This window comes from Flavobacterium sp. FlaQc-30, assembly GCF_044005885.1.
In the GTDB taxonomy this organism is placed as follows: domain Bacteria; phylum Bacteroidota; class Bacteroidia; order Flavobacteriales; family Flavobacteriaceae; genus Flavobacterium.
In genome coordinates this window covers 235,500-259,382 of the sequence record NZ_JBIPCO010000002.1, presented here as the reverse complement: position 1 = coordinate 259,382, position 23,883 = coordinate 235,500, and the positions used below count along the sequence as shown (strand labels likewise).

The window sequence follows — 23,883 nt, the reverse complement described above, 5'->3', positions numbered from 1 at the left end:
ATTGGTAATTTGTTTTGTTTTAACGTGATTGTTTTTAAATAATTAATAAAAATTTGAACTCAATTTTAATATTGCACTCATAAGGTCTACGCCCAACAAATACAATGCTTTAATAGCAACGTAAACATTCCTATAACTCTTAGCAATCGATATAGTAAACAGCTCAAAAAAATAACGCAATGATCGAATATTTTGACCTTAAATTACTAAAACGATTTAGTAAAATTCCTAAAAAAAAACGAATCGTTTTTTTTCTTTTTTTATGATTATGCTCTTAAAAATTAAACTGATTCTCTCACAATCAATTCTCCTTTTTTGAGACTTTTTTCTATTTCAAATTTCTCCATATTGGTCATCTGGCTCAATAACAATTGTATTGATTTGACCGCAATATCATTAATAGGCTGCGAAATAACTGTTATTTTTGGTGTATGAAGTTTAAAACTGTCATGATCATCAAAACTAATAACCGAAACATCGTCTGGTATCGTTTTCCCAACTTTTTTAAAAGCTTGTAAACCTGCAAGCCCCATATAGTTTGTTAAAAACAAAACGGCATCAATTTGTGGATTTTTTTCTAAAAAACTTACAATTGCTGCAACTCTGGTTTCTTCAGTGCTGTTGTACTCCATATGAAGCACCAGCGAATCATTATAAATACCAGCTTCTTTTAATGCATCTCGACATCCGTCTTCTCGTGATTTCATCTGAATCATTTCAGAAGTGATGTTTACAATAGCGATGTTCTTACGGCCTTTATTGATCAAAAATTTTGCTGCAGAATTTGACGCCTCATAATTATCCATTACGACATGGCTCACATTTTGTCCTGCAAAATATCGGTCAATTAATACTACCGGCTTTTTTAGTCTCAAAAGCAAATCAATACTGCTTTCAATATTTTGTGTAGGAGTAATAATAAACCCATCCACATTTGCCTGCAGTAAACTATGTATTAACTCCTCAGAACGTTCATCATTACCGCCTGTACTGCAATAAAAAACGCGGTAATCAATATTTCTTGCTTCATCCTCTATTACCCGCGCAAGATCAGCAAAAAACTGATTAGAAATATCCTCAACAATTAACCCAATAGATCTCGTTTTACCCGTTCTTAGACTTGTCGCTATCATACTTGGTCGATAATTAAGTTTTTCAGCAACTTGCTGTACTTTTTTAATCACCGCCGGGCTTATTCCCATCTTCTCTCCTTTATCATTAATAACAAAAGACACCGTAGATATAGAAACCTCAGCTTCTGTTGCAATATCTTTAATAGTTATTTTTTTCATTTAGAGAGTTAATTTTACATTAAGCTGTTATTAACGATATCACAAATATAACTAAAAATAGTTACTAAAACGATTTTGTAGATATTATTTTAAACAAATCATTATTTTAAAGCCAATAATAATCATATTTAACAGTAATTGTATGTGTTTTTAGCATTAATCGTTATTTTTAATCAGATAAAAACGGCATAATTTTAATATTAATATCCTTTTATTAAGAATCTTTACTGAATTATGAACGGGCAATTTAACTCTTTTTTTTGGTTTGCAGTTATTTTAAATCAAATTAACACTTATAGTTTTACGAAATATAAACTTCTAAAATTGAAGCTTCTCCTTCTAACACATAATTACGCATTCCTGCAGGAATTAAAACGGTATCTCCTTTTTTATATTGATAACTTACATTTTCATATCTAATCTCAAAAGCTCCTTCGATACACATATAAACTGTAAATGTTTCTCCGTTTTTATTTCCTTCAATCTTGCCGCCCAGCGGAATAATGTTGGTTGTAAAATAAGGACAATCTACAATTACATTGGATTGATTAGAAACCGTTTCGTATTTTTTATGTGTATCTACTTTATTGTAATTGATTGCATCAAGTGCCAAGTCAACATGTAATTCTCTTGTGTTTCCTTGAGCATCTTTTCGGTCAAAATCATATAAACGGTACGTAATATCAGATGTCTGCTGAATCTCTGCAACAACCAATCCTGCTCCAATTGCATGTACGGTTCCCGTTTCTAGAAAAAACACATCCCCTGCTTTTGCTTTTACATCGTCAAGAATCGAAACCAAAGTTTTATTGTTTAGATTTTCTAAATATTCTTCTTTGCTTGAATCTTCTTTAAAACCAACAATAATTCTTGCATCAGCATCAGCCTGCATAACGTACCACATTTCGGTTTTACCAAAAGAGTTGTGACGTTCTTTTGCTAATTTATCGTTAGGATGTACTTGTATTGATAAATCTTCGCGTGCATCTAGATATTTGAAAAGCAACGGAAATTGATTGCCAAATCGAGCATAAACGTTTTTTCCTAAAATATCATTTGGAGACTTATCAATAAGTTCTGTCAATGATTTTCCTTTTAATTCTCCATTTGCCACCACACTTACATCACCTTCTACTGTAGACAATTCCCAGCTCTCTCCTGTAATTGCAGAAACAATAGGTTTATTAAGAACCGTTTTTAATTTTTCGCCTCCCCAAATTCTTTCTTTCAAAATTGGTTCAAACTGTAAAGGGTACATTTTTGTATTCATTTTTTATTTTTTTTAATATTGTTTTTAGTCGCTAACCACTAATTAATCTACACTTATCTTAAATATGCTTAATCTACGTGAAACCTTTTTTTTTGCCACAGATTAAAAGAATTAAAATGATTTTAAAAAATCTTCTAAATCTGCTCAATCTACCAAATCTGCGTGATTTTTTTTTGCCACAGATTAGAATGACTAAAAAAAATCCGTGTTTATCTGCGTTTTCGCGATAGCGAATCCGTGTCATCCGCGTGCCATTTCTCCAACTTTCCTACTTTATAGAAATCGCTGCACCGCCGCTTGATGCCAATTTTTGTTTCAGTTTTGTTTTACTGTTTACTGTCACTTTTCGAATGTTGTACGATTGCGGATTAGTTTTATAATCTGCCGTTTTTCCATCTTCATAAATTGTTGCTGTAAAGTTTTTCCCTGCTGGAAGAAAACTAAAATCAATTAAAGCTGTACGCGAATTTTCATCTGTAATTGCACCCACAAACCATTCTTGTTTACCTTTTGTTTTTCTAGCAATAGTAATATAATCCCCTGGTTCAGCTTCTAGAATATAAGTTTCATCCCAATCTAAAGCAACATCTTTTATAAACTGAAAAGCGTCATTAAATTTTATATAATTTTCTGGTAAATCGGCAGCCATTTGCAACGGACTGTACATTGTAACATATAATGCCAATTGCTTAACAAGTGTTGTGCTCAATTTATTTTTCTTTGCTCCGTAAACTGATAAATCACCTTGAAAAATTCCTGGAGTATAATCCATTGGCCCGCCCATTAATCTTGTAAAAGGCAAAATTGTAGTATGATCCGGATGAATTCCTTCCATCGATTCAAACTCAGTTCCACGCGCTGATTCTTGCGCAAACCAGTTTGGATAAGTACGGTGTAAACCTGTTGGACGAACGGCTTCATGTGAATCTACCATAATTTTATGCTTCGCCGCTTCTTTTGCTACATATGTATAATGATTTACCATTTGCTGCCCGTCATGATGTTCTCCTCTTGGAATAATTGGTCCAACGTATCCTGTTTTTACAGCATTGTAATTATTATCAACCATAAAAGTTAAAGCATCTTTCAACTGTCTTTCATATTCAGAAACAGATGATGTTGTTTCGTGATGCATGATGATTTTAACGTTTTTCTTTGCAGCATAATCGCTTAGTTCTTTTACATTAAAATCTGGATATGCTTTGGTAAAACTATAAATGTGTTCTTTTTTAAAAGCAGTATTATCTTCCCAGCCTTCGTTCCAGCCTTCTACCAAAACAGCATCAAAACCATTTGATGAAGCAAAATCTATATATTCTTTTACATGTTTAGTATTCGCTCCGTGTGTATTATTTGGTTTTAACTTAGAAAAATCCGTTTTCCCAATTACAACATCTTGATTGTCTGAGTATGCCCAAGTAGATCCGCCACCTGTAAAATATTCCCACCAAACACCAATATATTTTACTGGTTTTATCCAAGAAACATCATCAAAAGCACAAGGTTCATTTAGATTCAAAATCATCTTTGAAGATAGAATATTTCTCGCATCATCGCTTACAACAATAGTTCGCCATGGTGTGAAACTTCCCGTTTGAATATATCCTTTATTACCAACCGCGTCTGGAACTAGATGTGAGCTTAACGAATAGGTTTTATCATTTACGTTAAGACACATTGCTGGGAAGTTTTTTAGCGCAGCTTCGTGAATATTAATATAAAGTCCCTCATTTGTCTTCATCATTAAAGGCGTTTGAGCGGCTAAGTTTTTAATTGTTGCTTGCGCAGCTAATGGAACATGTGTTGCATCATAAACCAAAGACTGCATTTCTGATATTTTTGAAGTATTGTAACTATATTCATTTGTATCATAATCACCCGGAATCCAGAATAGTTTATGATCTCCTGTCAAATTAAACTCAGTTGTTTCTTCTTGAATAATAAAGTGGCGCAAATCGTCTTGCACCGGAAATTCATATCTAAAACCTAAACCATCATTAAACAAACGAAAATAAATTGACATTTTTCTCTTGCTCTTTTCTTGCACAAGATCAACTTTTAATTCATTGTATTGATTTTGTATTTCTTTTTGCTCTCCTAAAACGGGTTTCCAAGTACTATTTTCTGACTGAAATTTCGTTTCGGTAACTTGAAAACCTTTATTCAATAAAATATCAGACTTTATAACAAAACCCATTTTGCTTTCTTGAATTACTGCTTTTTGTTTAAAGTTTAAAGCATAAACTGGCGTTCCGTTTTGGTCTAAATGAAATTTCATTGTTAAGCTACCATTTGGAGACTTAAGGTCTTGCGCAGTAACAAATCCGACTAAAAGCAATATAAAGAAGCAGCTAAAAAATGTATTTTTCATAAGATAATTTGAGAGAGTAAAAATTCCTAAATCGATTTAGTAAAAATAATAAAATAAATTAAAAAGCAATACTTTGTAGAAAAAAATAAATATAATGGAATAAAAACGCGGTTTAAATTAAGAATAATCTTTCGCGTAAAAAGTAAAAAAGAAATGTAATCTGTTGATTTCTACAAATTTTGAAGTCGGCGGTAATCTGTGGGAGAAATAGAAGAATGTTTTTTAAAAAAGCGTCCAAAAGCAGAAACTGAATTAAATCTAAGTCTATAAGCAATATCACTTATATTGATTGCTGGATTTCCTAATAATACGACGGCTTCTTTTAACAAATGGGCATCGATAATTTCGTGCGGCGTTTTGTCTGCCGCTTTTTTGACAATTTGAATCAGGTATTTGTTTGAAATGTGCAATTTCTGAGCATAATAACTTACTCCTTTATGCTGCGTAATATTATTCATAACGAGATTAAGGAACTGGAAATAAGTATCTTTCGGATTATTAGCAATTGTAACTGTTTCAGGTGTTTCTTTTGGCAATAATTCTGCGGTTTCTAAAAGCAAATTGAATATAATGGTTCTTACAATTTCATCTTTAAACTTCAAATCGGCCTCAATTTTACTTTCAAGGTATTTCATTAATTTAATCAGCTTTTTGGCATCTTGCTCTTTGAGTTGAATGAGTTCAAATGATCTGTCTTTAAAAAAAGCCAGTCTTTCAATAATAAAAGGGTCAGATATGTATTTAAGCAGAAATTCTTTTTCAAAAAACAGCAATTTCATCCTAAAGTCTTCACTGTTATTATGAAAAGCAATAATGGTCGCAGGCCTTGCGATTAATAAAGTAAATTGTTTGATATAATGCTGATGTCCGTCAATGGCAATATCGATATCTCCTTCCGTGCAAATACACAACGAATAATAATCCATCCGAAAAGGCTTCTGAGGATATTCCATTTGTTTTTTGCCCGAAGAAACATAATAGGGTAAATTATTATCAACCTCAAAATAGGCCAATGTATCTCTTATTTTATCGTAAGGTTGATCCATCCTATATAAGTCCTGCTTAAATATTGTTTTTGGAAAACTAATTTACGTATAAAAATAAGCATTTATTAGGTATAATTCCTTATAAAACTTGACCTTTTAATAATTAATTAAACTTAATTCATGCAAAAATGACGCTAAAGCAAAAGCCTTAACGTCATTTATTTGAATTATGATATTATATACAATTATGTTTTAATCTCTGATTCCTCCTATCCAATGTTTTAATTTATTTAATTGTTCATTAAAGAAGGATTCGTGTTCTTGTCCATCATCAGCATTTTCAACAAGCAGATGTTCATAGTAAGTTCCTTTTAGAAATTTTCTTAAAAGTCCTTCACCTACTATTGGCTCGTAATCATTTAATGATTGTGCTGCTTTAAGCAAATGACGAATATCGTATTGCAGCGGATTGATGTCCGGCACTTGTTTGTTTAGATTCAATAAGTCGTAAACCGCTATTCTGGCAGTTCGCACAGAACTTTCCATCGTAAATACAATATCATTATTGGTTTCTACAAATTGCCCTACTAATCCTAAATTGGTACAGCCTTCTGGCACTACTTGCGGACGATCGCCTTTTGCTCTCGGCATAAACATAGACGTGATGTATGGCATATAAGAACTTCTAACTATAGTATTTTCTATAATATTATCTAATTGATCAATGATTCCTAAATGATATGCTAACTCAGCCAAAATCTCATTTCCAGTACATTGCGGCATTGTTTTTTTGACATAATCACCTTCTTTGTCCATAAAAAGGGCATAGACCCAAATTACTAAAATATCGTCTGGCTGATCTGGAAAATGAGGCTGTCTGTTACAAGTAAAACTCATTAACCATTTTGAATCGCTGATGGTTACAATTCCTCCTGTTGCCGTTTTTCCTGAGTACGGATCGTTGACACAAAGTTCTTTTACTTTCTCTACAAAGGCAGAAGGTTTGCAGGTAAGCGTAGCCGACTCCCAAGAAGATTTTGCAATATTACCACAGAATTTTTCAGGTTTCCCGAAAACAGGTGATTTAGCTGCCAGGTTTTTCCATAATTTCCAACCAGCACTTTGTCCGCTGGTACTATTGTCTAAACCTATAATTGGAGCATTTTTATTGTCTCCATAAAAAGTATCTTCAGTCATAGAACCTGTTGTGGCAATTACATAATTATCTTTACCTACAGGAATTCTTTCTTCTTTCCCGTTTTTTTCGGTAATAATAGCTTCCACCACTTTACCTTCTGTATTGCTGTGAATATCTAAATCTTTAACGAGTGTGTTTAAGTCAATTTGCACGCCTTTGCTCTGAAGGAATCTTCGAAGCGGTGTAATAAAGGTATCATATTGATTGTATTTTGGAAAAACAAGACACGAAAGATCTTTCATTCCGTCGATCGCATGCAGAAAACGGTGCATATACAATTTACATTCTAACAAACTATGCCAGTTTTCGAAGGCAAACATGGTACGCCAAAAGAACCAAAAATTACTTTCTAAGAACGATTTACTAAAATAATCTTCGATGGTTAAATCGTCTAGATCTTCTTTCTTTTTAAGGAGCAATTTTATAATCGCAAGCTGATCTTTTTTCTCCAATCCAAATTTGCTAAAATCTTTAATTTGTCCTTTATTATGAATCAATCTCGCTTTAGAGTAATTAGGATCATTATCATTAACCAAACGGTATTCGTCTAATACGCTATACGGTTCAGGAAGTTCTAAAGCCGGAATATCCTGAAAAATATCCCAAAGGTTTTCGTAAGTCATATCCATTTCACGTCCGCCGCGAATAATATAACCATCTGTAGTATTTCCGGCGCCATCAAGCGATCCGCCATCTACATGAAGCTGATCGAGAAAAATAATATTCTCACCCGGAACGTGAGCGTCACGAATAAAATAATAAGCCGCTGCCATTCCTGCAATACCGCTTCCAACAATATAAATTTTACTGTCTTTATACGATTTTGAAGGAATTCCTTTGTTTCGCTGATAGTTTCCAATTTGATCTGAAAAAGGCATCGTTTTTTCAGGTGTGTTAATTTGAACCTCTTTACTAGAGTCCGGTTTGTGGTTCACATTTCCATATTCTTGAGAACCATTAAGTAATTTATCGAATTTTGAAGTGGTAGAACTCATAACTAATCTATTTTTGATTTACTCAAAGTTAAGACTGTCCTGAAAATAATGTGCATCCCGAAATTCGGTAATACTATCCCCAAATTCTTACTTATTTATTTGCTGCATTTCTTTCTGTACCGTTTTTTATTGCGTACCAAAAATGGCTCGCTTTATCCGTTTTAATTTGCAAATCACTCCACTTATTTCCAATGGCTTGATTTTTTTTCAAAAGAAAGAGGGTTGAATAATAACAAACAACCCTCTGATTAATCCTCTAATAAAATTATACTTGCTTACTAATTCAAAATAAAAAATCTATAGGGATAAAAAATCTAACTTTTAAGTCATTTACTTTAATGGTTTATACACCACTTTGTATGACTTAGCTTTACTCAAAAAAGAATTAGCAAAATCCTGAATATCTTTTTCGGTAATCTTATTTACGATATCCGTATAATTTTTAGGATCATCCATGTTGAAATTATTTGTAAAATAATTGTAGATAACATTCATACTGTAACTATTAAAATCCTTACTGTCTGTTCTTGATTTTATATAGCTTTTTCTGGTTTTCTCTAAATCTTCTTTAACAATTTTCCCTTGTTTGATATTTTCAATTTCATTGTACACAATAGGCAATAAAGCTTCTACTCTATTAGCATCGCAATCAAAAGCAATATTAAGTGAGGCAGTAGGTTTTGGCAATTTGTCTAAATTCCCACCTACTTGTGCGCCATAAGTACCGCCCTCTTTCTCGCGTAAACTTTCTGTATATCTCAAAGTCAGAATATCCCCAAAAAAGGAAGTTAGAATTCTGTTTTTCTGCGAATAAGCATATTCGTTCTGAAACTTTATTCGAACGGAACTTTTAGGTGTTTCCATTTTCAGGAAAACATCTTTATTGATTTTGTTTGATATCCATTCAACTGTATTGTCTTTGTATTTTTCCTGACGTTTGATACCGTCGATACTGGCAATGTATTTTTCTAAAAGCGGTTTTAAAACTTCGGGCATTATATCTCCAACAATAAAAAATTCAAAATTTGATACATCTGCAAAACGATCTTTATAAATTGATTTCATCTTATCAAAAGACAAATCATCTATATACTGCTGATTCATCATTCTTATTTTAGGATTGTCTTTTCCGTACACAGCAACGGTTAAGCTGTCTGCCATTTTTGAACGAATATCTTTGTCCTTATTTTTAAGTCCGTTTTCTAATCGTTGTTTTAGCAAGGCAAACATATCAGCATCAAATCGCGGTTTTACAAAACGCAGGTGAACGAGCTGCATCATGCTCTCTACATCTTTTACATTAGATGACCCTGAAACCGATTCGGTGAAATTGTCGATATCTACAGAGCAGCTTGCTATTTTTCCCGTCATTACTTTTTCTAAGTCTGTAGCAGACAAAGAACCAATTCCCGACATCATCGCCAGCATTGCTGTACGACTTACTGAAGGAATATCTTTAGGATCATACAAGGACATTCCGCCATAACTTTCGGCTTTTAATTTAATTTCCTTTTTGTTTTTATCTGCAAATTTATAGTGCACTTTTACGCCATTGCTTAATAAATAGGTAATAGCATCTATTGCTGCCTCTTTTTTCTCCGATACAATTTTACCCGGTTTTATTACAACATCGCCCATAAGAGTTTTACCCGCGAATGAGTCTACATAAGGTTCTAAAGTGCTGTCGGTCTCTGCTTTTTTAATAATATCAAATGCCTGCTCCTGAGTCAGGTTATTTTCGTTTTCGACTCCAGTAACGGTTACGACACGATTTTGAGGTGTGTACAATTTAATTAATTGATCTTGCAGTATTTTGGTGTCTAGATTATTCAATATTACTTTCATCATCTCGAACTCAGCTTTTGGATCACTGATTACTTCGTGTTTCAAATAATCATCTTTTACCATGGATATAATTCTTTTGTGTGGAATTTCGTTAATCTTTTCAAGGTAATTTTCATAAGCTGAAATTCTTTCGGCTACAGCTCTTTCTATTTCACCTTTCGAGAATCCAAATTTATATGCACGAATCCACTCGTTCATTACTGCAGTAAAAGCTTCTTGCTGCTGGTTTGGTTTAGGGGCAATCCCTATAAATAAAATATCATTTAAACGGCTAAAATTTTGATAACCTATTTGCGCACCTCTAAAAGAACATTCCTGTTTTTGCGCCATATCAGACAATCTATTGTTGATGAGTGAAAAGGCAACATCACGTTGTGTTGATTTTTCTAAATCGGCAAAAGTACCTGTTGATTTTTCGGCTGTATGACGAATCATATAACTAATGTTGGCAGACGAAATCTCTTTGTCTAAAGCAAGTTTAAAAGTTGGTGTGTTGTTTTCCGGAATCGCAATTTCAAAACGTTTCTTTGGATTTTTAGGTGCTGGAATATCGGCAAAAAGCTTTTTAATTTTTGCTTCAATTTCTGCAGTATTTATATCTCCTACAATAGCTATTGCTTGTAAATCTGGGCGATACCAATCTTTATAAAAATCTTTTAAAGCCTGATATTTAAAATTTTTAACTATATCCATATCTCCTATAGGCATACGGTATGCATACAAGGAATTGTTGTAAATAAATGGCAACTGCTGATTTGAAATTCGCTGTCTTGCATCTTGTCTGGTTCTCCATTCTTCGGTAATTACACCACGTTCAGCGTCAATTTCTTCATTGGTTAAAGACAAGAAATTAGACCAGTCATGTAAAACAAGCAGACACGTATCAACAACTCCGCTGTCTTTTGACGGAATATTATCCATATTATATACCGTTTCATCAAAACTGGTATAGGCATTAATATTTCTACCAAAAACAGCACCTTGTTTCTGCATAGTATTCAGAATTCCTTTTCCTTCAAAATTCTTGGTTCCGTTGAACGCCATATGCTCCAGAAAATGTGCCAGCCCTTTTTGCTGGTCATTTTCCAAAATCGACCCTACATTCTGAATAATATAATAACTGGCTGTATTTTTATTGACTGTTGTAGGATAAATATAATAGGTCATACCATTTGGTAAAAGGCCTTTTTTTACAGTTTGATTAACGGCGATTGGGTCATTTGCTTTGAAACTCTGAGCCTGAGATGCAAACACAATTGTAATTGTGAATAAAAAAGCCTTTATGGTCTTTAGTTTGTTCAACATTTTATTTCTTTTTATGATTTTAATAGTTTATCTAATTGTTCCCTTAATATAAGCTCTGAAGGACGTGCTGCATTTGAATTAATAATTTTTCCTTCTGTATCAAATAATAAAAATCTAGGAATAGCATTTACACTGTAATTTTTAGCTATATCAGATTCAAAATCTTTATCTGCCATAATCTGAATTCCTTTTAGCTGTTCTTTTACAACAAAGTCTTTCCATTTTTGATGGTCTTTTGCCTTATCTAATGAAATACTGACAAATACAATGTTTTTATCATGATAGTCTTCTTCCAACTTTTTCATATATGGGATTTCGGCTTTACAAGGTCCGCACCAGGTTGCCCAAAAATCTATATACACCAGTTTACCTTTAAAGCCTGAAAATGATACTGCCTTATCATTACTATCTTTATAGGTAAAATCAAAACCTTTTTGCCCTACATTTTTATATAGTTCTTTTTCATATTCTGCTAAAAAGGTTTTACTTTTTTCTGAAATTAAATAGGGCTTAATTTGGGGTTTTATTATTTCAAATTCTTCAATTCTATAGCGTGAACTTTCGATACCATCACGCAGATAGGCATCTTTTAAAGCCGGATCTGAAATATGTTTAATTGATTCTGCAAGATAATCCAGACGTCCTGGCGGATTTTCAGCATTCATCCTTAAATAAGAAAAATAATGTGCCATAAAGGAAACACCATTTGCTAATTTTAACAAATCGGGATCTGTAAATTTTATTTCGGCCTGCCATTGTTTTATCACTGCTGGCCGGTCGCCTTTTTCAGGAAAAGCTCTTCGAGGCATCATAAAAAAAAGATAACACAGGTCTTCTACATCGGTATCAACTGCCAGTGTCAGTAATTTATTGAATGTTTTATCTTTTGTGTTGATTGTTTTTTTTAAAGCTGTTGCTTTTGCCAGTCCTCCGTCTATAAAAGGATAAAAATCTTTGTAAGTTGTATTATTGGACAAGTCGCAAAAAAAGCCGAAATCATTGTAAATTTCATTTGCTTTTTTAACCAAATCATTTTTCCCAATATTCTTGCCACTTAAAATATAGGTATGATGAGTGTTTATATTCACATTAATATCTAAATTAGGCTCTAAATATAAACGTATCAGCTGTCCTCTTTTTTTAAACTGTCCGTAATCCAGGTAATAAAATCCAGCGGTTTTAATGGGTAACATAAAGCTAAACTCTCCTAACTCATTAATGGGCATAGAAGCAATTACCACAGGTTTTCCGTCATTAACGGTATTTATACTGATTTCTTTATTTTCCATATCAGGAATTGTCAGTGCTCCCTTAACTACAGCATATTCTGCAGTGTTTACAGCAAAGCAGAATTGCCCTGTTGAAACAATTACCAAAATAAGATATATTAATTGTTTTTTCATATTACTTTATCAGTTTATAATCTATTTAATTCGAATCTTTTTTATTCTTTAACTGCTTCTTCATTCTGCGCTTTAGAAGTGTCAAAATCTTTTAACAAAGCATTTTCATACTTTGTCCATTCTTCTGTTGTATATATCGGTTTTACTTTGTTCATTAATTTCTTAAAGTCTTCAATATTATTTGTTTTTTCAAATTCCTTTTTCTTCCGTCTTAAAATATTTAGGATATGATTGTGCACGCTGGATCTTCCATAATCTTTGGAAAATACATCAAGATTTTTTATAAAAAATTCATCGTACTGATTACCTGCCCTTAGTCCTATAATTATTGTAAAAGGAATCTCCTCAAATAATGAAGTCTGTTTTTTCAAATAACTATCAACTGTTTCAAAGGGAGGCAACTTTTTCTCTGCTAATGCTTTTAAATAAAATTCGGGATAGTCTTTTTCATCAATTTGAGTGCTGTACTTTTTAAAAATCCCTTTCTGAGCGTTTTCTTTTGCATTTTGAAGTAATTCTATAAATTGATCTACAGATTGAAAGCCGGCAGCAATGTCTATAATTTTTCCTTCAGCATTCATAAATAAAAAAGTAGGATATCCTGTTACAGCATACTTCATACACAACTTTTTACCAATCTCTTCTTTCAAAACATCTGTTTTTAAAGTAACAAAATTGTTTTCTAAAAAGGCAGCCACTTTAGGATCAGGAAATACCTCTTTTTCCATTTGGGCACAAGGCATACAGCCTTTAAAATATAAATCGACAAAAATTAATTTATTACTTGCCACAGCCTGATTTTTTATTTGATCCCAAGTTTGATCAGAAGATTGTGTCTGGGCGTTTAAACAATTGGAAAAAAACGAAAAAAACAAAAACGCACTTGTAAGTTTTAAAAAGATTTTCATATTGTGTTTTTTATAGCCGAATGAATCTTTGAAATATTCATTCGGCTGATTATTTAAATTACTAGTTTATCTTGCTCTAAATGCAACATCAACAATTTTGCACAAACCTGTATAACTGTTGGTTAAAACTAAAGCCCCATTTACCGGCGGAACGGTGTACAATTCTAATGTACCTGTTGTACTATAGCTTCCTACCACGAGTTTATTAGCAAAAGTTTTAGAATTAGCATGAAAACCTATATAGGTAATTTCTTCGGCACCTTTATCCAGCATTAATTTTGCCGATTGTGTTCCGTTATCATATTCATATAATTTACTGCCTACTGTGTAGAATAAATATCCTGAATCTGGGCTTACGGCAAAATGAGTTGCTTTATCAAAATCAGGTGCGTTTAGAATTTCTTTATAATAGGTTTGTACAAACCCCATATTGAATCGAAGCAAGTTATATTTACCTGTACTTATATTTTTTAGCACTGCAAAATTTTCGTAACCATTAAATGGTGTAGTAGTCATATAAACCAAATCACTATTAGTATTACTCCAATCTAGTATCGTACCTGTACCGACTGCTTGTGGCATTTTGGAGCAAATTCCACTTACGCAGATATAACGTAAAAAACGATGACCATCTCTATCATAAAAGACTGGTGATCCTGTTGAACCTCCATTTTCAGCAATAAAAGGAGCTGCATAAAAAGGTTTTGTTTCAATATCAACCTTGTTCTGCGGCAAACTATAACCAATTTGCATTGGTCTTAAAAAATAATAAATGTTTCCTTTACTGTAAAGGAAGTTTTCACTTTGCAGTGCAGATTTCATAAAGTCTACACCAAAATTTCTTGGAATACTTCCATCCACCATTTCATAAGCTATATTCTGAGTAGGAGTCCATCCAAATGAATCCTGATCAATTCTGGAAGTGCCCGATTCTGAAGCTGTTACATAAATTCCATACATTAATGTTGTTAATAACGGATTCTTAAAACAATATACATTTACTGCTTTACCACTTAATTTTAAATCTGATCCCGATTTTTCTAAAACATCAGTAATAATTTTGGGTTCTGCAACATTGGGTAATATAGAAACCATATCTAATCGGGCTTTTCCATCTACATCTCCCAATGCAAGCCAACCTTCATAAATAGACGATATTACAGTTAACGTAAAAGGCTCTTGCTGCCATGTTACTCCTGTAGCATTATCCTTAACAAAATAATATATTGTATATTTTGCCGGCGCTAACTTTAAATCAATATCAAGATTTTTTGTTTTGGCAATTACTGTCTTTGCTAATAATGGATTTATTATGAGAGGATCAACAGCTGACCACTCATATGTATAACGATTGGGATCATTTCCATCATCCAAAGTCGGATTTAAATTGGGGATAATTTTTAAATGATCTCCGCTATAGACTGTATATGTCTTTTCTATACCCGTTGCCTTGATTTCATTTATGTTTTTGTAATTATAATTACCTATATCATCTGAACAGCTCACACTTAAAAAAAGTAGTGCAAGCAATACTGTTTGTGCCTTTATATTTTTCAACATGATCATTTTCTGTTTTAAATTTAAATTCATGATTTTGCTTTAAGGGAAGACCATTTCTGTACCATTGTCTTCATAAATGGTATTACCAGAAGCTTTTTGATCAGCTAAATAACGTTTCATAAAATTGTCATAATAGACAAACTCAGCTGTGGTTAACCCTGCTGATCCCGTTTTTTGGTTAAATAGTGATGGCTGTAACTGTAATAAATCGCACATTAAAAAGAATTTTTTTGGAGAAAATGTTCCTAAAATAGCAGACCAGCCTATTGGCTGCGATATTATATCGTCAAATGTCAATTTAAAACGGGTTAAACTCATTGTTTTTTGGGTCAAAGTATTAATCTTAGTTTGCATTTTAGTAGTAAAAAATTCGTTTTCTTCCAGATTTAATACCAGCGTCACTCTATTCAACTTTAATTCTGGCGTTCTATTCATTGTTACTTCGATACTATCAACTTCTCTTCCTGCTCTTATGACTATCTTTTTGGGTAAAGAAAAATGAACTCCCTCAACAGCGGTACTTGTTTGATCTATTGTACATTTAACTGTCCTGTCAACATCGCTCAATTTTCCCTGAACACGTATTGGAATGCGATAAATCTTTTTTTGAATTGAAGCATTATCAAAAGCAAAGCTTACCCCTGTACTATCTATTATGTTACTAGTATTTTTTACCAAAGGAAAAACTGCAGGCGAAAAATAAATATTACTTGCGTCACTATATGTTTTTATTTCCTCCTGACTACAAGAAGCAAGTCCTAAAAAAGACAAAATAAAAGCACTTAATATCAATATTTTTTTCATGTGTTACTGTATTGAATTATTGAAAATTAGTTTCAGAATCTGGTAAAGGAACCACATATTGAGCTGCTCCCATAGTGATGTTTCCAACTGTTGCAGCTCCATTAGGAATTGCTGTTGTATTGGTTCTTTTATAATAAAAAAACAATTGTCCTTCACCTATAAATTCTTTTTTGTACTCTTTGGCTACTTCTGTTGCTACTGCTGCTGTAGCTACCAAATTGGTTAAACCTCTGTTGAAACGCAGTGTATTAAGGAATGTAATTCCATCTGATGCAACTGGAGCCGTCTCCGCTGCGATCAAATACATTTCTGAAAGTTTAAACATTGGAATCTGCAAACGAAAAAGTTTAGTTTTATTTTGTACATCCTGATATTTAAAAAATGTTTTTTGAGTTATTGCGCCTGTAATTGGTACTTTCCAGGTTGGCAGACTTCTGTAATCATTATCATTTGACTCAAAAACAGCGTTAATACGGTTTAATAAAGGAGCATATAAATACTTCATTTGTAAACTAGAATCAAACAGATTCATTTGTTTGGTATATAAAGTATAATCACTTATCGAAAAGAAATTTTCTGATGAAAAAGTACGATCTGGATCAGTTGCATTTGTAGCCTCTGCAAAAGGTGTCCAAGGAAAAAAAGTTGTTGTTTTTGTAAAATCAATGACTTCTTTTGCGATTGATGATGCACCCGTTTTATCCCCTGAATATAAAAGTACACGAGCTTTTAAACATTTTACCGCCAGATAATTCAACCTCTGCCCTCTGTTTGCAGAATAATACGGATTAGCATCAAAGGCAGTTGAAGCATTATATCTTCCTGAGGTAAGGACAGGATCATTTTTTAAAAGAATAAGTGAAGCATCCAAATCTGCCAATACTTTTGTAATTATTTCATTTGCTGGTAAAAGTGGATTATTTCCCGTTGCTACAGCATCGTAATAAGGAATTGAAGGATTGGAAGGAGATACTTTATAAATAGGTCCATACAAACGCAGCATATCAAAATGGAGCATAGCGCGAATAGCAATGGCTTCACCTTTTAGTTCATTAGCTTTTTCTGTAGAAATAACTCCTGCATATTTATCGATATTCTCTAAAAATTTATTACAAGATAATACAGTATTAAATGCTTTTGCCCAAATAGCTGTAAAAGTAGTTTTAGGTAAACTTTCTGTATATGCATAAGCTGCAATTTTATAACTAACATGAGAAGAATTAATATTATACTGTTGTCCTAAAATTTCGACAGCATCCATTGTCAATTGTTGTCCATAAAGGTTATTATCTGCCAGCTGCAGGTAAAGACCGTTATGTGCATTTTGAATACCAGCTTCAGTGCTATAGGTCTGGTTTTCTAAAATTTTATCTTGTGGCACTACATCCAAAAAGTCACTGCAGCTAATGGTTATGGTAGACACTAGAAAAACCATTGCTATTTTATATAAATATTGTTTCATGATTACGATCTTAAATTGATAAGTTTAGACTAAGTGAATAAGTTCTGGCAAAAGGATAATCGATACCACGTTCTGCTTTTATAGTAGAAACACGAAAGAATTCGTTTGCCAAAACATTAAATCCTAAGCCAGCCAATCCGTTTCTTTTTAGCCATTCTCTGTCCATTAATTTATATCCTAAACGAATAGATTCACCTGAGATATAATTGTCTTTTTGAATAAAACGGGAAGATATTGGAGTCGAACTAGTCAAACTGATGGCTTTAAATTCTGCCATCTGTCCTGGAGTGGTCCAACGATCCGTAAGAGCCCTAGCGTCCTGATTGTCGAAAATATTGCTGGATGAAATGTTTTCGACCTTATTGTATAAAGCAGTATTAAACCTATCGGCACCAAAACTATAGCGCACAAAAAGACCAAAACTAAATCCTTTATACGTCAAATTAGTAGAAACAACACCTGTTGCTTTTTCTCTGGAATTTCCCATTACTACTTCATCCTTTTTATCAAAAATATAAGTAGTCTGCCCGTTTTTCTTTAAGAATATTTCTTGTCCTGTTGCAGGATCTATTCCTAATGAGGGTACTGCCCAAAGATCATTTGTACTGGCACCGTCATAATATCGGGTTAAACTTCCCGCTTTTTGAGCAGCATCGTTTAATGAAGATAAAGCATTATTAAAACCACTTAGTTTATTACTATTTGAGGTCGCCATCAATCCTACACCCCAGATAAAATTATTTTTTACATTGTAGATAAAATTATAGTTCATTTTAAGTTCTAACCCTTCAGTAGTCAAGTATCCTAAATTTATAGGATAACCATCGATTCCTGTTGAAGAAGCTAAATCGATTGCTACAATTTGCGGCGCAGTTTTACGTCTATATGCACCAATAGTAGCTGTTAATTTATTTCTGAACATCGCCAAATCTAAACCAACAGATAAATCCCTGGTTTTTTGTGCTTCTAAATTTGGATTAGCAACCTGAGAAATTGCTACACCAGAACCAAAAATATTAGTACTAGGGTTATATGAATAAACATCATAAGAAGCATATCCAACTAAATTCTGATTTCCAGTCTGGCCAATATTCGCACGTACTTTTAATACGTTTACAATATCTTCATTCATTTTGAACTCGTTGTTCAAATTCCATCCTAAACCAACGCCCCAATAGGGTGAGTATTTTTTGTTTGAACCAAAATTGGTAGCACCCGAAATGGTCTGAGTAAAATCGAACAAAAATCGTCGATCATAAGCGTAGTTAATTTGATTAGTCAAATCAACACTTCTAATCAAGTCTGCATAGATCTTTGGTTTTGAGTTTGGTTCATACCCAAAGGCAAATGCCGGATTCCCCTCTACTCCAATTGGAAATCCTCTTAAAGCAGATGTATAAGAATTGTTTCGAGTTTCAAGTGCAGAAGCTCTGATGGTATAATTAAAAGAATGAACCTTATTAAAAATATTAGAGTATGTACCTCCAATATTAGCATTCCATTTATCTGTTCTGGCTTCTTGTCTGGTATAAGTTCCTTTTTCTGTAGCAATGTTAGTAATGAAACGCGTATCATCTGGAGAAACAAAAACGGTATTATTGATATCAATTTTGGAAACTGACAAAGCTCCTGTTGTTTTTATATGAGAATTTATATCATAGTTTAAAGCGAAGTTATTGGTGAAATTAAAATTGTTTCCTTTGTTATAACTTGGTAAAAAAACATTGTAAAGTGGATTTGGCGCTTGATTAACAATAATATCAGCAGATGGTAATGGTAAACTTGTACCATCCAAATAACGGGTAATAACACCATTTTCATTGTATTTTGGATAGTAAGGGCTTGTTTTTGCCCAAGTCGCAAATGAACCGTAAGGTGATTCCTCGTTAGTCCCTCCCGAAACAAAAAAAGTATTGCTGATGCTTAATTTATTTTTTTTGTACACTAATCCTGTACTATACCCCCAAGTATTATGTTCAGACCCTTTCATAGTACCAGTCAAAGACTTATAATTTCCTGCAATATTAAATCGGAATTCTTCGGTTCCTCCTCCTAAATTTAAACTATGCCCAGAAGTAATTCCCATTTGAATAGGTTCATTAAGCCAATAAGTATTTACGCCCCTATTCACATCTGCCAATCGGTTATTATAAACCTTATCCCACTTGTATTGTAATGTAGGCGACGCTCCCGAATAAGGCGTAAAAGCGCCAGAAAGTCTTTCAAATTCTAATTTCTGCCCAGCATTCATCAAATGATACACGCTTAAATCTGCTACTTCAAAAGCAGAATTGTATACATATGAAACCTGTAATTTTCCTTGCAAAGGCTTTATAGTTTCAATAACCACAACTCCATTGGCAGAACGTGCGCCGTACAATGCAGTTGAAGCAGCATCTTTTAACAATGTAATATTGGCAATTCTGTTAATATCTAAATCCACCACTTGCTGTAAAGTAGTTGGAAAACCATCCAGAATAAATAAGGGCTGGTTAGGATCGTCCTTAAACTGGCTCTCAACCTGATTAGCAGCAATACTGGTTTGCCCCCTAACTTCTATCGTTGGCAAAACATTAGGGTTTGATCCCGTCAAATTATTATTTACAACAATAAAAGAAGGATCTAATGATTTTAAAGCCTGTACTACATTTTGAGTCGAAACCTGTCTTAATTCTTCTCCTCTAAAACTAGTTACTGCTCCTGTAATCAATTCCTTTTTTCGAACTGTAACTCCTGTGTTTATAATAACCCCGGTTAACTCTTTTGTCTCTTCTTGAAGTGTTACATTAATTACCTTTCGATTGTTTACAGCAATCATTTCAACTTTATGACCTACATAGCTGAAAAAAAGTGTTCCTTCACTTGGTGCTGTTACCGAATATTTACCATCAAAGTCTGTCTGAGCAGTCGTATTTGTACCGTTAACTTTTATGTTTACTCCGGCCAGCGGCTCTTTTTTTTGATTGGTTACTAAACCTTTAACTTCTATCCAGGTTGATTGTGCCGCTTTTTCTGGGGCTGGTTTAACTTCATTGATGACAATTGTATTGTTTGAAGTAAAACTGAAATTAAAGTCTTTTGCGGGAAAACTTGATTTTAGCAAATCATTTACTTTTATAGTTCCCTTTTTTAAATGTACTTTGGGCAGTTCTTTAAATAAATCCTCCTGATAAATAAAAGTACAATTGGTTTGTTGTTTTATAAGATCAAATACCTCATCTACAGTGACCGATTTATCATTCGGAATTGTAATTTTTGAGTTTTGCGAAAAAACGCTCGCGGGCGAAAAACCAAAAATTGTTGTACAGAACAAGAAAATAAAAGTTCTCATAATGGTAATAATTAGTCTTTTTCTAAAATAGAAAAGAACATCGGTTAATTTAAATTTCATAAATTTACATGTTAGGTGGTTGGTTAATTTTTAGAATTAATTGGCTGGCTTCAAAAAGGGATAAAGTGCAGTACGGTGAGAGGTCTAAACTTTATTCCCTTTTCTTTTTTATTTGATGGTTATGGTTTTGTCTCTTATTTCATAGGCATTAATAAAATTACTGTTCCTGATTGTAGTTAATATTTCTTCGAGTTTCTGGTTTTTGTTTAAAACTCCGTTAAACTTTACATTTCCTAATTCGGGATTGGCAAAAACAATATCTGTATCATACCATCTTGATAGTACTTTTGCAATCTCTTTTAACGGCATTCCTTTAAAAACAAAAAGTCCTTTTCGCCATGATATTTCATTATCGACATCGACTTTTGAAATTAAAATATCGCTTCCATTTTTCTTGATTACCGACTGTTCGCTTGGCTTCAGAATCTCTTTTGCTTTGGTATTATCTATAGCAACTTTTCCTTTTACGAGCGTGGTATAAATTTCATTTTCATTTTTATAGGCTTTTATATTAAACTCTGTTCCAATAACCTCAACATTCTGCATTTGCGTTTTGACTTTAAATTTTGCCCCTTTGTGTTTGGTACTTGGCGACACTTCAAAATAGGCTTCTCCGTAAATTAATTCTACCTGCCTTATCTTTCCATCGGTAAAAGCAACTGGGTATTTTAATTGTGATTCTGAGTTCAGCCAGACTTTTGTACTGTCTGCCAATTGCACAAAAAACTGCCCGCCTCTTGGTATTGTCAATATATTATCAGCTATTGTCGCAGATTCACTTTTGGCACCATAAACCAGCTTTTCTCCATTACTTTTAACATTACCCTTGCTATAATTTTTACCTTTTTCAAGTGCTACAGCAGACCCGTCTTCTAGAGTTAATGTGGCTTTATCGCTTCCTATCGAAATTGTTTCTGCTTTTGGAAAACCAGTTGGCATATTTCCTTTTGCAATTTCATTTGTTTTAAATAATGCAGCAATAGAGATAAATAATACTATTGAGGCTGCGGCGGTAAGTTTAAAAATGGTTCGGGAATAAAACGGTTTCAGCTGAATCTCTTTAACTTTTTCAACTTTTAGACTCTGCTGAATTCGCAGCAGCATTCTGCTCTCTATTTCTTCTTTTGAGCCCAATACTTCATCCCATTCTGCATTTGTTTGGAAACTTTCATAATAATTCAATAATTTTTTATGCTCTTCAATATTAGTATCGCCTGAATTATATCGGTGCAGCAATGCCAAAAATTCATTTTTTTTCATTCTATTTTTTAAATTAATTGGGGCTTGTTTTAAGTAAGTGTCAAAAGCAGCCGTCATCCCCTAGTAGGGATGGCACTTTTTTTTGTTTTTATTTTTGGAAGGGGGTAAAAATTTAAAACACAGCAAGGTTATTCTAAAAATAACTGTTTACTTTTTTATTAATTCAAGGCGTGTAATGATGAAGATCTTACTTAAAAAGATTTTTTGAAAGCCATAAAACCATTGCCATACTGGTACTGGTTCCCATTGACAAACGAATGGTTTTAAGTGCTTTGGTAATATGATTTTCGACTGTTTTTGCAGAAATATCCAAACGTTCTGCAATTTCTTTATGGCTGAGCTGTTCCTCTCTGCTCAGCTTATAGACCAATTGGCATTTTTCAGGAAGATTATTTACAACCGTATTAATGTGCTGTACAAGTTCTTCATGCATCAATTGAGTCTCTGGAGTGGTATTTTGAAAACGTGTATTTAATTCCTCAAAAAGTTCAACACGAATTTTGTCTTTGTTCTTTTTGATCTGATTAAAAACCTGATAACGAGCACAGGCATACAAATAACTTTTTAAAGAGGTATGGATCTCGAGTTTTTCGCGATTGTGCCAAATATTCATAAAGATGTCCTGAATAACATCTTCACATAATTCTTTATCTTTCAAAACGTTGTAAGAAGCCATAAATAAGGGCTGCCAAAATTTATGATATAATACAGTTAAGGCGGCTTCATCACCAGACTGAAGGTGATGTATTAAAACGGCATCTTGATTTAAATCCTGATTAGACAACTTTTTCTGAAATTGAGTAAGAATACAATGGCAAATTTAATGAAATATCTTACATCTTTTATAAAAATAAATAATATAATACTTAATTCTTAATTACAGCTGATCAAAATATTTTTGGTACCTTTTCATACTTTTTCTAAGCAGTTTAAAGAATGACAACAGATATAATAGAACTGAACGATTTTATTGTGCTGATAGAGCAATCTAATACCACAAAAACAATAATTCAAAAATGCGAAATCGACGGCGATGCGGTGGGTTTTGCTTTTTATGGTTCTGGTAATGTCGAATTAGAGATCAAGCATAATGATCAAACTAAATATTTGGTAAACACAACAGGTCTTGCCATTTGTTTTTTTGGTAATCAAAAAGTAGAATTTTCACATAAGATAGAACCTGATAAGCCTTTGCAGTCGATTAGTATTTTTACAAAACCGAAACATTTAAATTCGCTTCCACAGGCAGAAAGAGAAATTTTCGAAAATCATCTGCCGCAATTATTAAATCCGAAAGAGCATTTTGTAAAAGGCCCATCTTATTATATGACACTCGACATGCAGCTTGCCGTTCAAAAAATATTCAACACTACTTACAGCGGCAATACAAGACTTTTATTTTTAAGAAGTCAGATTAATGAACTTTTAGCTCATTTTTTTGCTCTTTTAACTTCTGAAACAAAAGCCGATTTTTCTGAAATAGATAAAAACAAGCTTTTCAAAGCAAAAGAGATTGTTACAAACAGTTATTCAAAACCGCCTTCGATTACTCAATTATCTCAAATGGTTGGTTTAAACAGTAATAAACTAAAAAAGAACTTTAAGGAGCTTTTTGGTATTCCTGTTTTTAAATATGTGCAGGAAGAAAGACTTAATAAAGCGTATGAATTATTGCGCGAAAGCGAAAAAACAGTACAAGAATCGGCATGGGAAGTAGGTTATGAAAGTTTAAGTTCGTTTTCGAATGCCTTTCAGAAAAAATTCGGTCAACGTCCAAATGATGTAAAACAGCAGTTCTTTTCAAACAAATCATAATTCTTTTCAAACAAATGA

At 33.0% G+C, this 23,883-nt stretch carries 15 protein-coding genes; 1 reads left to right on the top strand and 14 read right to left on the bottom strand.

Going from position 1 to position 23,883, the window contains the following annotated elements:
• Positions 1–281: 281 nt before the first annotated feature.
• The 14 genes from ACHRV0_RS06490 to ACHRV0_RS06425 form a co-directional block, all read right to left on the bottom strand.
• Positions 282–1,292, bottom strand: a complete 1,011-nt coding sequence (locus ACHRV0_RS06490; protein WP_395440265.1) for a LacI family DNA-binding transcriptional regulator — start codon at positions 1,290–1,292, stop codon at positions 282–284.
• A gap of 301 nt (positions 1,293–1,593) precedes the next feature.
• On the bottom strand, positions 1,594–2,562 hold the full coding sequence (locus tag ACHRV0_RS06485) for a type I phosphomannose isomerase catalytic subunit (protein WP_395440264.1): 969 nt from the start codon (positions 2,560–2,562) through the stop codon (positions 1,594–1,596).
• 268 nt (positions 2,563–2,830) lie between these two features.
• Entirely contained in the window at positions 2,831–4,933 is a 2,103-nt protein-coding gene (locus tag ACHRV0_RS06480) for a glycoside hydrolase family 97 protein (RefSeq protein WP_395440263.1), read from the bottom strand.
• A gap of 170 nt (positions 4,934–5,103) precedes the next feature.
• Entirely contained in the window at positions 5,104–5,979 is an 876-nt protein-coding gene (locus tag ACHRV0_RS06475) for a helix-turn-helix domain-containing protein (RefSeq protein ID WP_395440262.1), read from the bottom strand.
• A 192-nt stretch (positions 5,980–6,171) separates the two neighbouring features.
• Positions 6,172–8,112: an oleate hydratase gene (locus ACHRV0_RS06470; protein WP_395440261.1), complete on the bottom strand. Its 1,941-nt coding sequence runs from the start codon at positions 8,110–8,112 to the stop codon at positions 6,172–6,174.
• 330 nt (positions 8,113–8,442) lie between these two features.
• On the bottom strand, positions 8,443–11,262 hold the full coding sequence (locus ACHRV0_RS06465) for a M16 family metallopeptidase (protein ID WP_395440260.1): 2,820 nt from the start codon (positions 11,260–11,262) through the stop codon (positions 8,443–8,445).
• Between the two features lie 11 nt (positions 11,263–11,273).
• A complete protein-coding gene (locus ACHRV0_RS06460; protein ID WP_395440259.1) occupies positions 11,274–12,665 on the bottom strand; it encodes a redoxin domain-containing protein in 1,392 nt (463 codons plus the stop codon).
• Positions 12,666–12,706: 41 nt separating this feature from the next.
• The gene (locus ACHRV0_RS06455) at positions 12,707–13,573 is read right to left on the bottom strand and encodes a thioredoxin family protein (protein ID WP_395440258.1); all 867 of its coding nucleotides are present in this window, start codon (positions 13,571–13,573) and stop codon (positions 12,707–12,709) included.
• Positions 13,574–13,639: 66 nt separating this feature from the next.
• Positions 13,640–15,163, bottom strand: a complete 1,524-nt coding sequence (locus ACHRV0_RS06450) for a PKD-like family lipoprotein (RefSeq protein ID WP_395440257.1) — start codon at positions 15,161–15,163, stop codon at positions 13,640–13,642.
• A gap of 9 nt (positions 15,164–15,172) precedes the next feature.
• Positions 15,173–15,937 (bottom strand): DUF4843 domain-containing protein, encoded by a 765-nt coding sequence (locus tag ACHRV0_RS06445; RefSeq protein WP_395440256.1) that lies wholly within the window; start codon positions 15,935–15,937, stop codon positions 15,173–15,175.
• A gap of 16 nt (positions 15,938–15,953) precedes the next feature.
• On the bottom strand, positions 15,954–17,399 hold the full coding sequence (locus ACHRV0_RS06440; protein WP_395440255.1) for a RagB/SusD family nutrient uptake outer membrane protein: 1,446 nt from the start codon (positions 17,397–17,399) through the stop codon (positions 15,954–15,956).
• A gap of 10 nt (positions 17,400–17,409) precedes the next feature.
• Positions 17,410–20,790, bottom strand: coding sequence for a SusC/RagA family TonB-linked outer membrane protein (locus tag ACHRV0_RS06435; protein ID WP_395440254.1), 3,381 nt, complete (start codon positions 20,788–20,790; stop codon positions 17,410–17,412).
• Between the two features lie 108 nt (positions 20,791–20,898).
• Entirely contained in the window at positions 20,899–22,050 is a 1,152-nt protein-coding gene (locus ACHRV0_RS06430) for a FecR family protein (RefSeq protein WP_395440253.1), read from the bottom strand.
• 187 nt (positions 22,051–22,237) lie between these two features.
• Positions 22,238–22,834: an RNA polymerase sigma-70 factor gene (locus ACHRV0_RS06425; RefSeq protein ID WP_395440252.1), complete on the bottom strand. Its 597-nt coding sequence runs from the start codon at positions 22,832–22,834 to the stop codon at positions 22,238–22,240.
• A gap of 152 nt (positions 22,835–22,986) precedes the next feature.
• Between ACHRV0_RS06425 and ACHRV0_RS06420 the strand changes: the two genes are divergently transcribed.
• Positions 22,987–23,865 carry an AraC family transcriptional regulator gene (locus ACHRV0_RS06420; protein WP_089058624.1) on the top strand — a complete coding sequence of 293 codons (879 nt, stop codon included), beginning with the start codon at positions 22,987–22,989 and terminating at the stop codon, positions 23,863–23,865.
• Positions 23,866–23,883 lie beyond the last annotated feature (18 nt).

Bases quoted from the DNA above. Each gene is read 5' to 3' on its own strand.
- ACHRV0_RS06490 (WP_395440265.1), bottom strand. From the start codon at position 1,292: ATGAAAAAAATAACTATTAAAGATATTGCAACAGAAGCTGAGGTTTCT.
- ACHRV0_RS06485 (WP_395440264.1), bottom strand. From the start codon at position 2,562: ATGAATACAAAAATGTACCCTTTACAGTTTGAACCAATTTTGAAAGAA.
- ACHRV0_RS06480 (WP_395440263.1), bottom strand. From the start codon at position 4,933: ATGAAAAATACATTTTTTAGCTGCTTCTTTATATTGCTTTTAGTCGGA.
- ACHRV0_RS06475 (WP_395440262.1), bottom strand. From the start codon at position 5,979: ATGGATCAACCTTACGATAAAATAAGAGATACATTGGCCTATTTTGAG.
- ACHRV0_RS06470 (WP_395440261.1), bottom strand. From the start codon at position 8,112: ATGAGTTCTACCACTTCAAAATTCGATAAATTACTTAATGGTTCTCAA.
- ACHRV0_RS06465 (WP_395440260.1), bottom strand. From the start codon at position 11,262: ATGTTGAACAAACTAAAGACCATAAAGGCTTTTTTATTCACAATTACA.
- ACHRV0_RS06460 (WP_395440259.1), bottom strand. From the start codon at position 12,665: ATGAAAAAACAATTAATATATCTTATTTTGGTAATTGTTTCAACAGGG.
- ACHRV0_RS06455 (WP_395440258.1), bottom strand. From the start codon at position 13,573: ATGAAAATCTTTTTAAAACTTACAAGTGCGTTTTTGTTTTTTTCGTTT.
- ACHRV0_RS06450 (WP_395440257.1), bottom strand. From the start codon at position 15,163: ATGAATTTAAATTTAAAACAGAAAATGATCATGTTGAAAAATATAAAG.
- ACHRV0_RS06445 (WP_395440256.1), bottom strand. From the start codon at position 15,937: ATGAAAAAAATATTGATATTAAGTGCTTTTATTTTGTCTTTTTTAGGA.
- ACHRV0_RS06440 (WP_395440255.1), bottom strand. From the start codon at position 17,399: ATGAAACAATATTTATATAAAATAGCAATGGTTTTTCTAGTGTCTACC.
- ACHRV0_RS06435 (WP_395440254.1), bottom strand. From the start codon at position 20,790: ATGAAATTTAAATTAACCGATGTTCTTTTCTATTTTAGAAAAAGACTA.
- ACHRV0_RS06430 (WP_395440253.1), bottom strand. From the start codon at position 22,050: ATGAAAAAAAATGAATTTTTGGCATTGCTGCACCGATATAATTCAGGC.
- ACHRV0_RS06420 (WP_089058624.1), top strand. From the start codon at position 22,987: ATGACAACAGATATAATAGAACTGAACGATTTTATTGTGCTGATAGAG.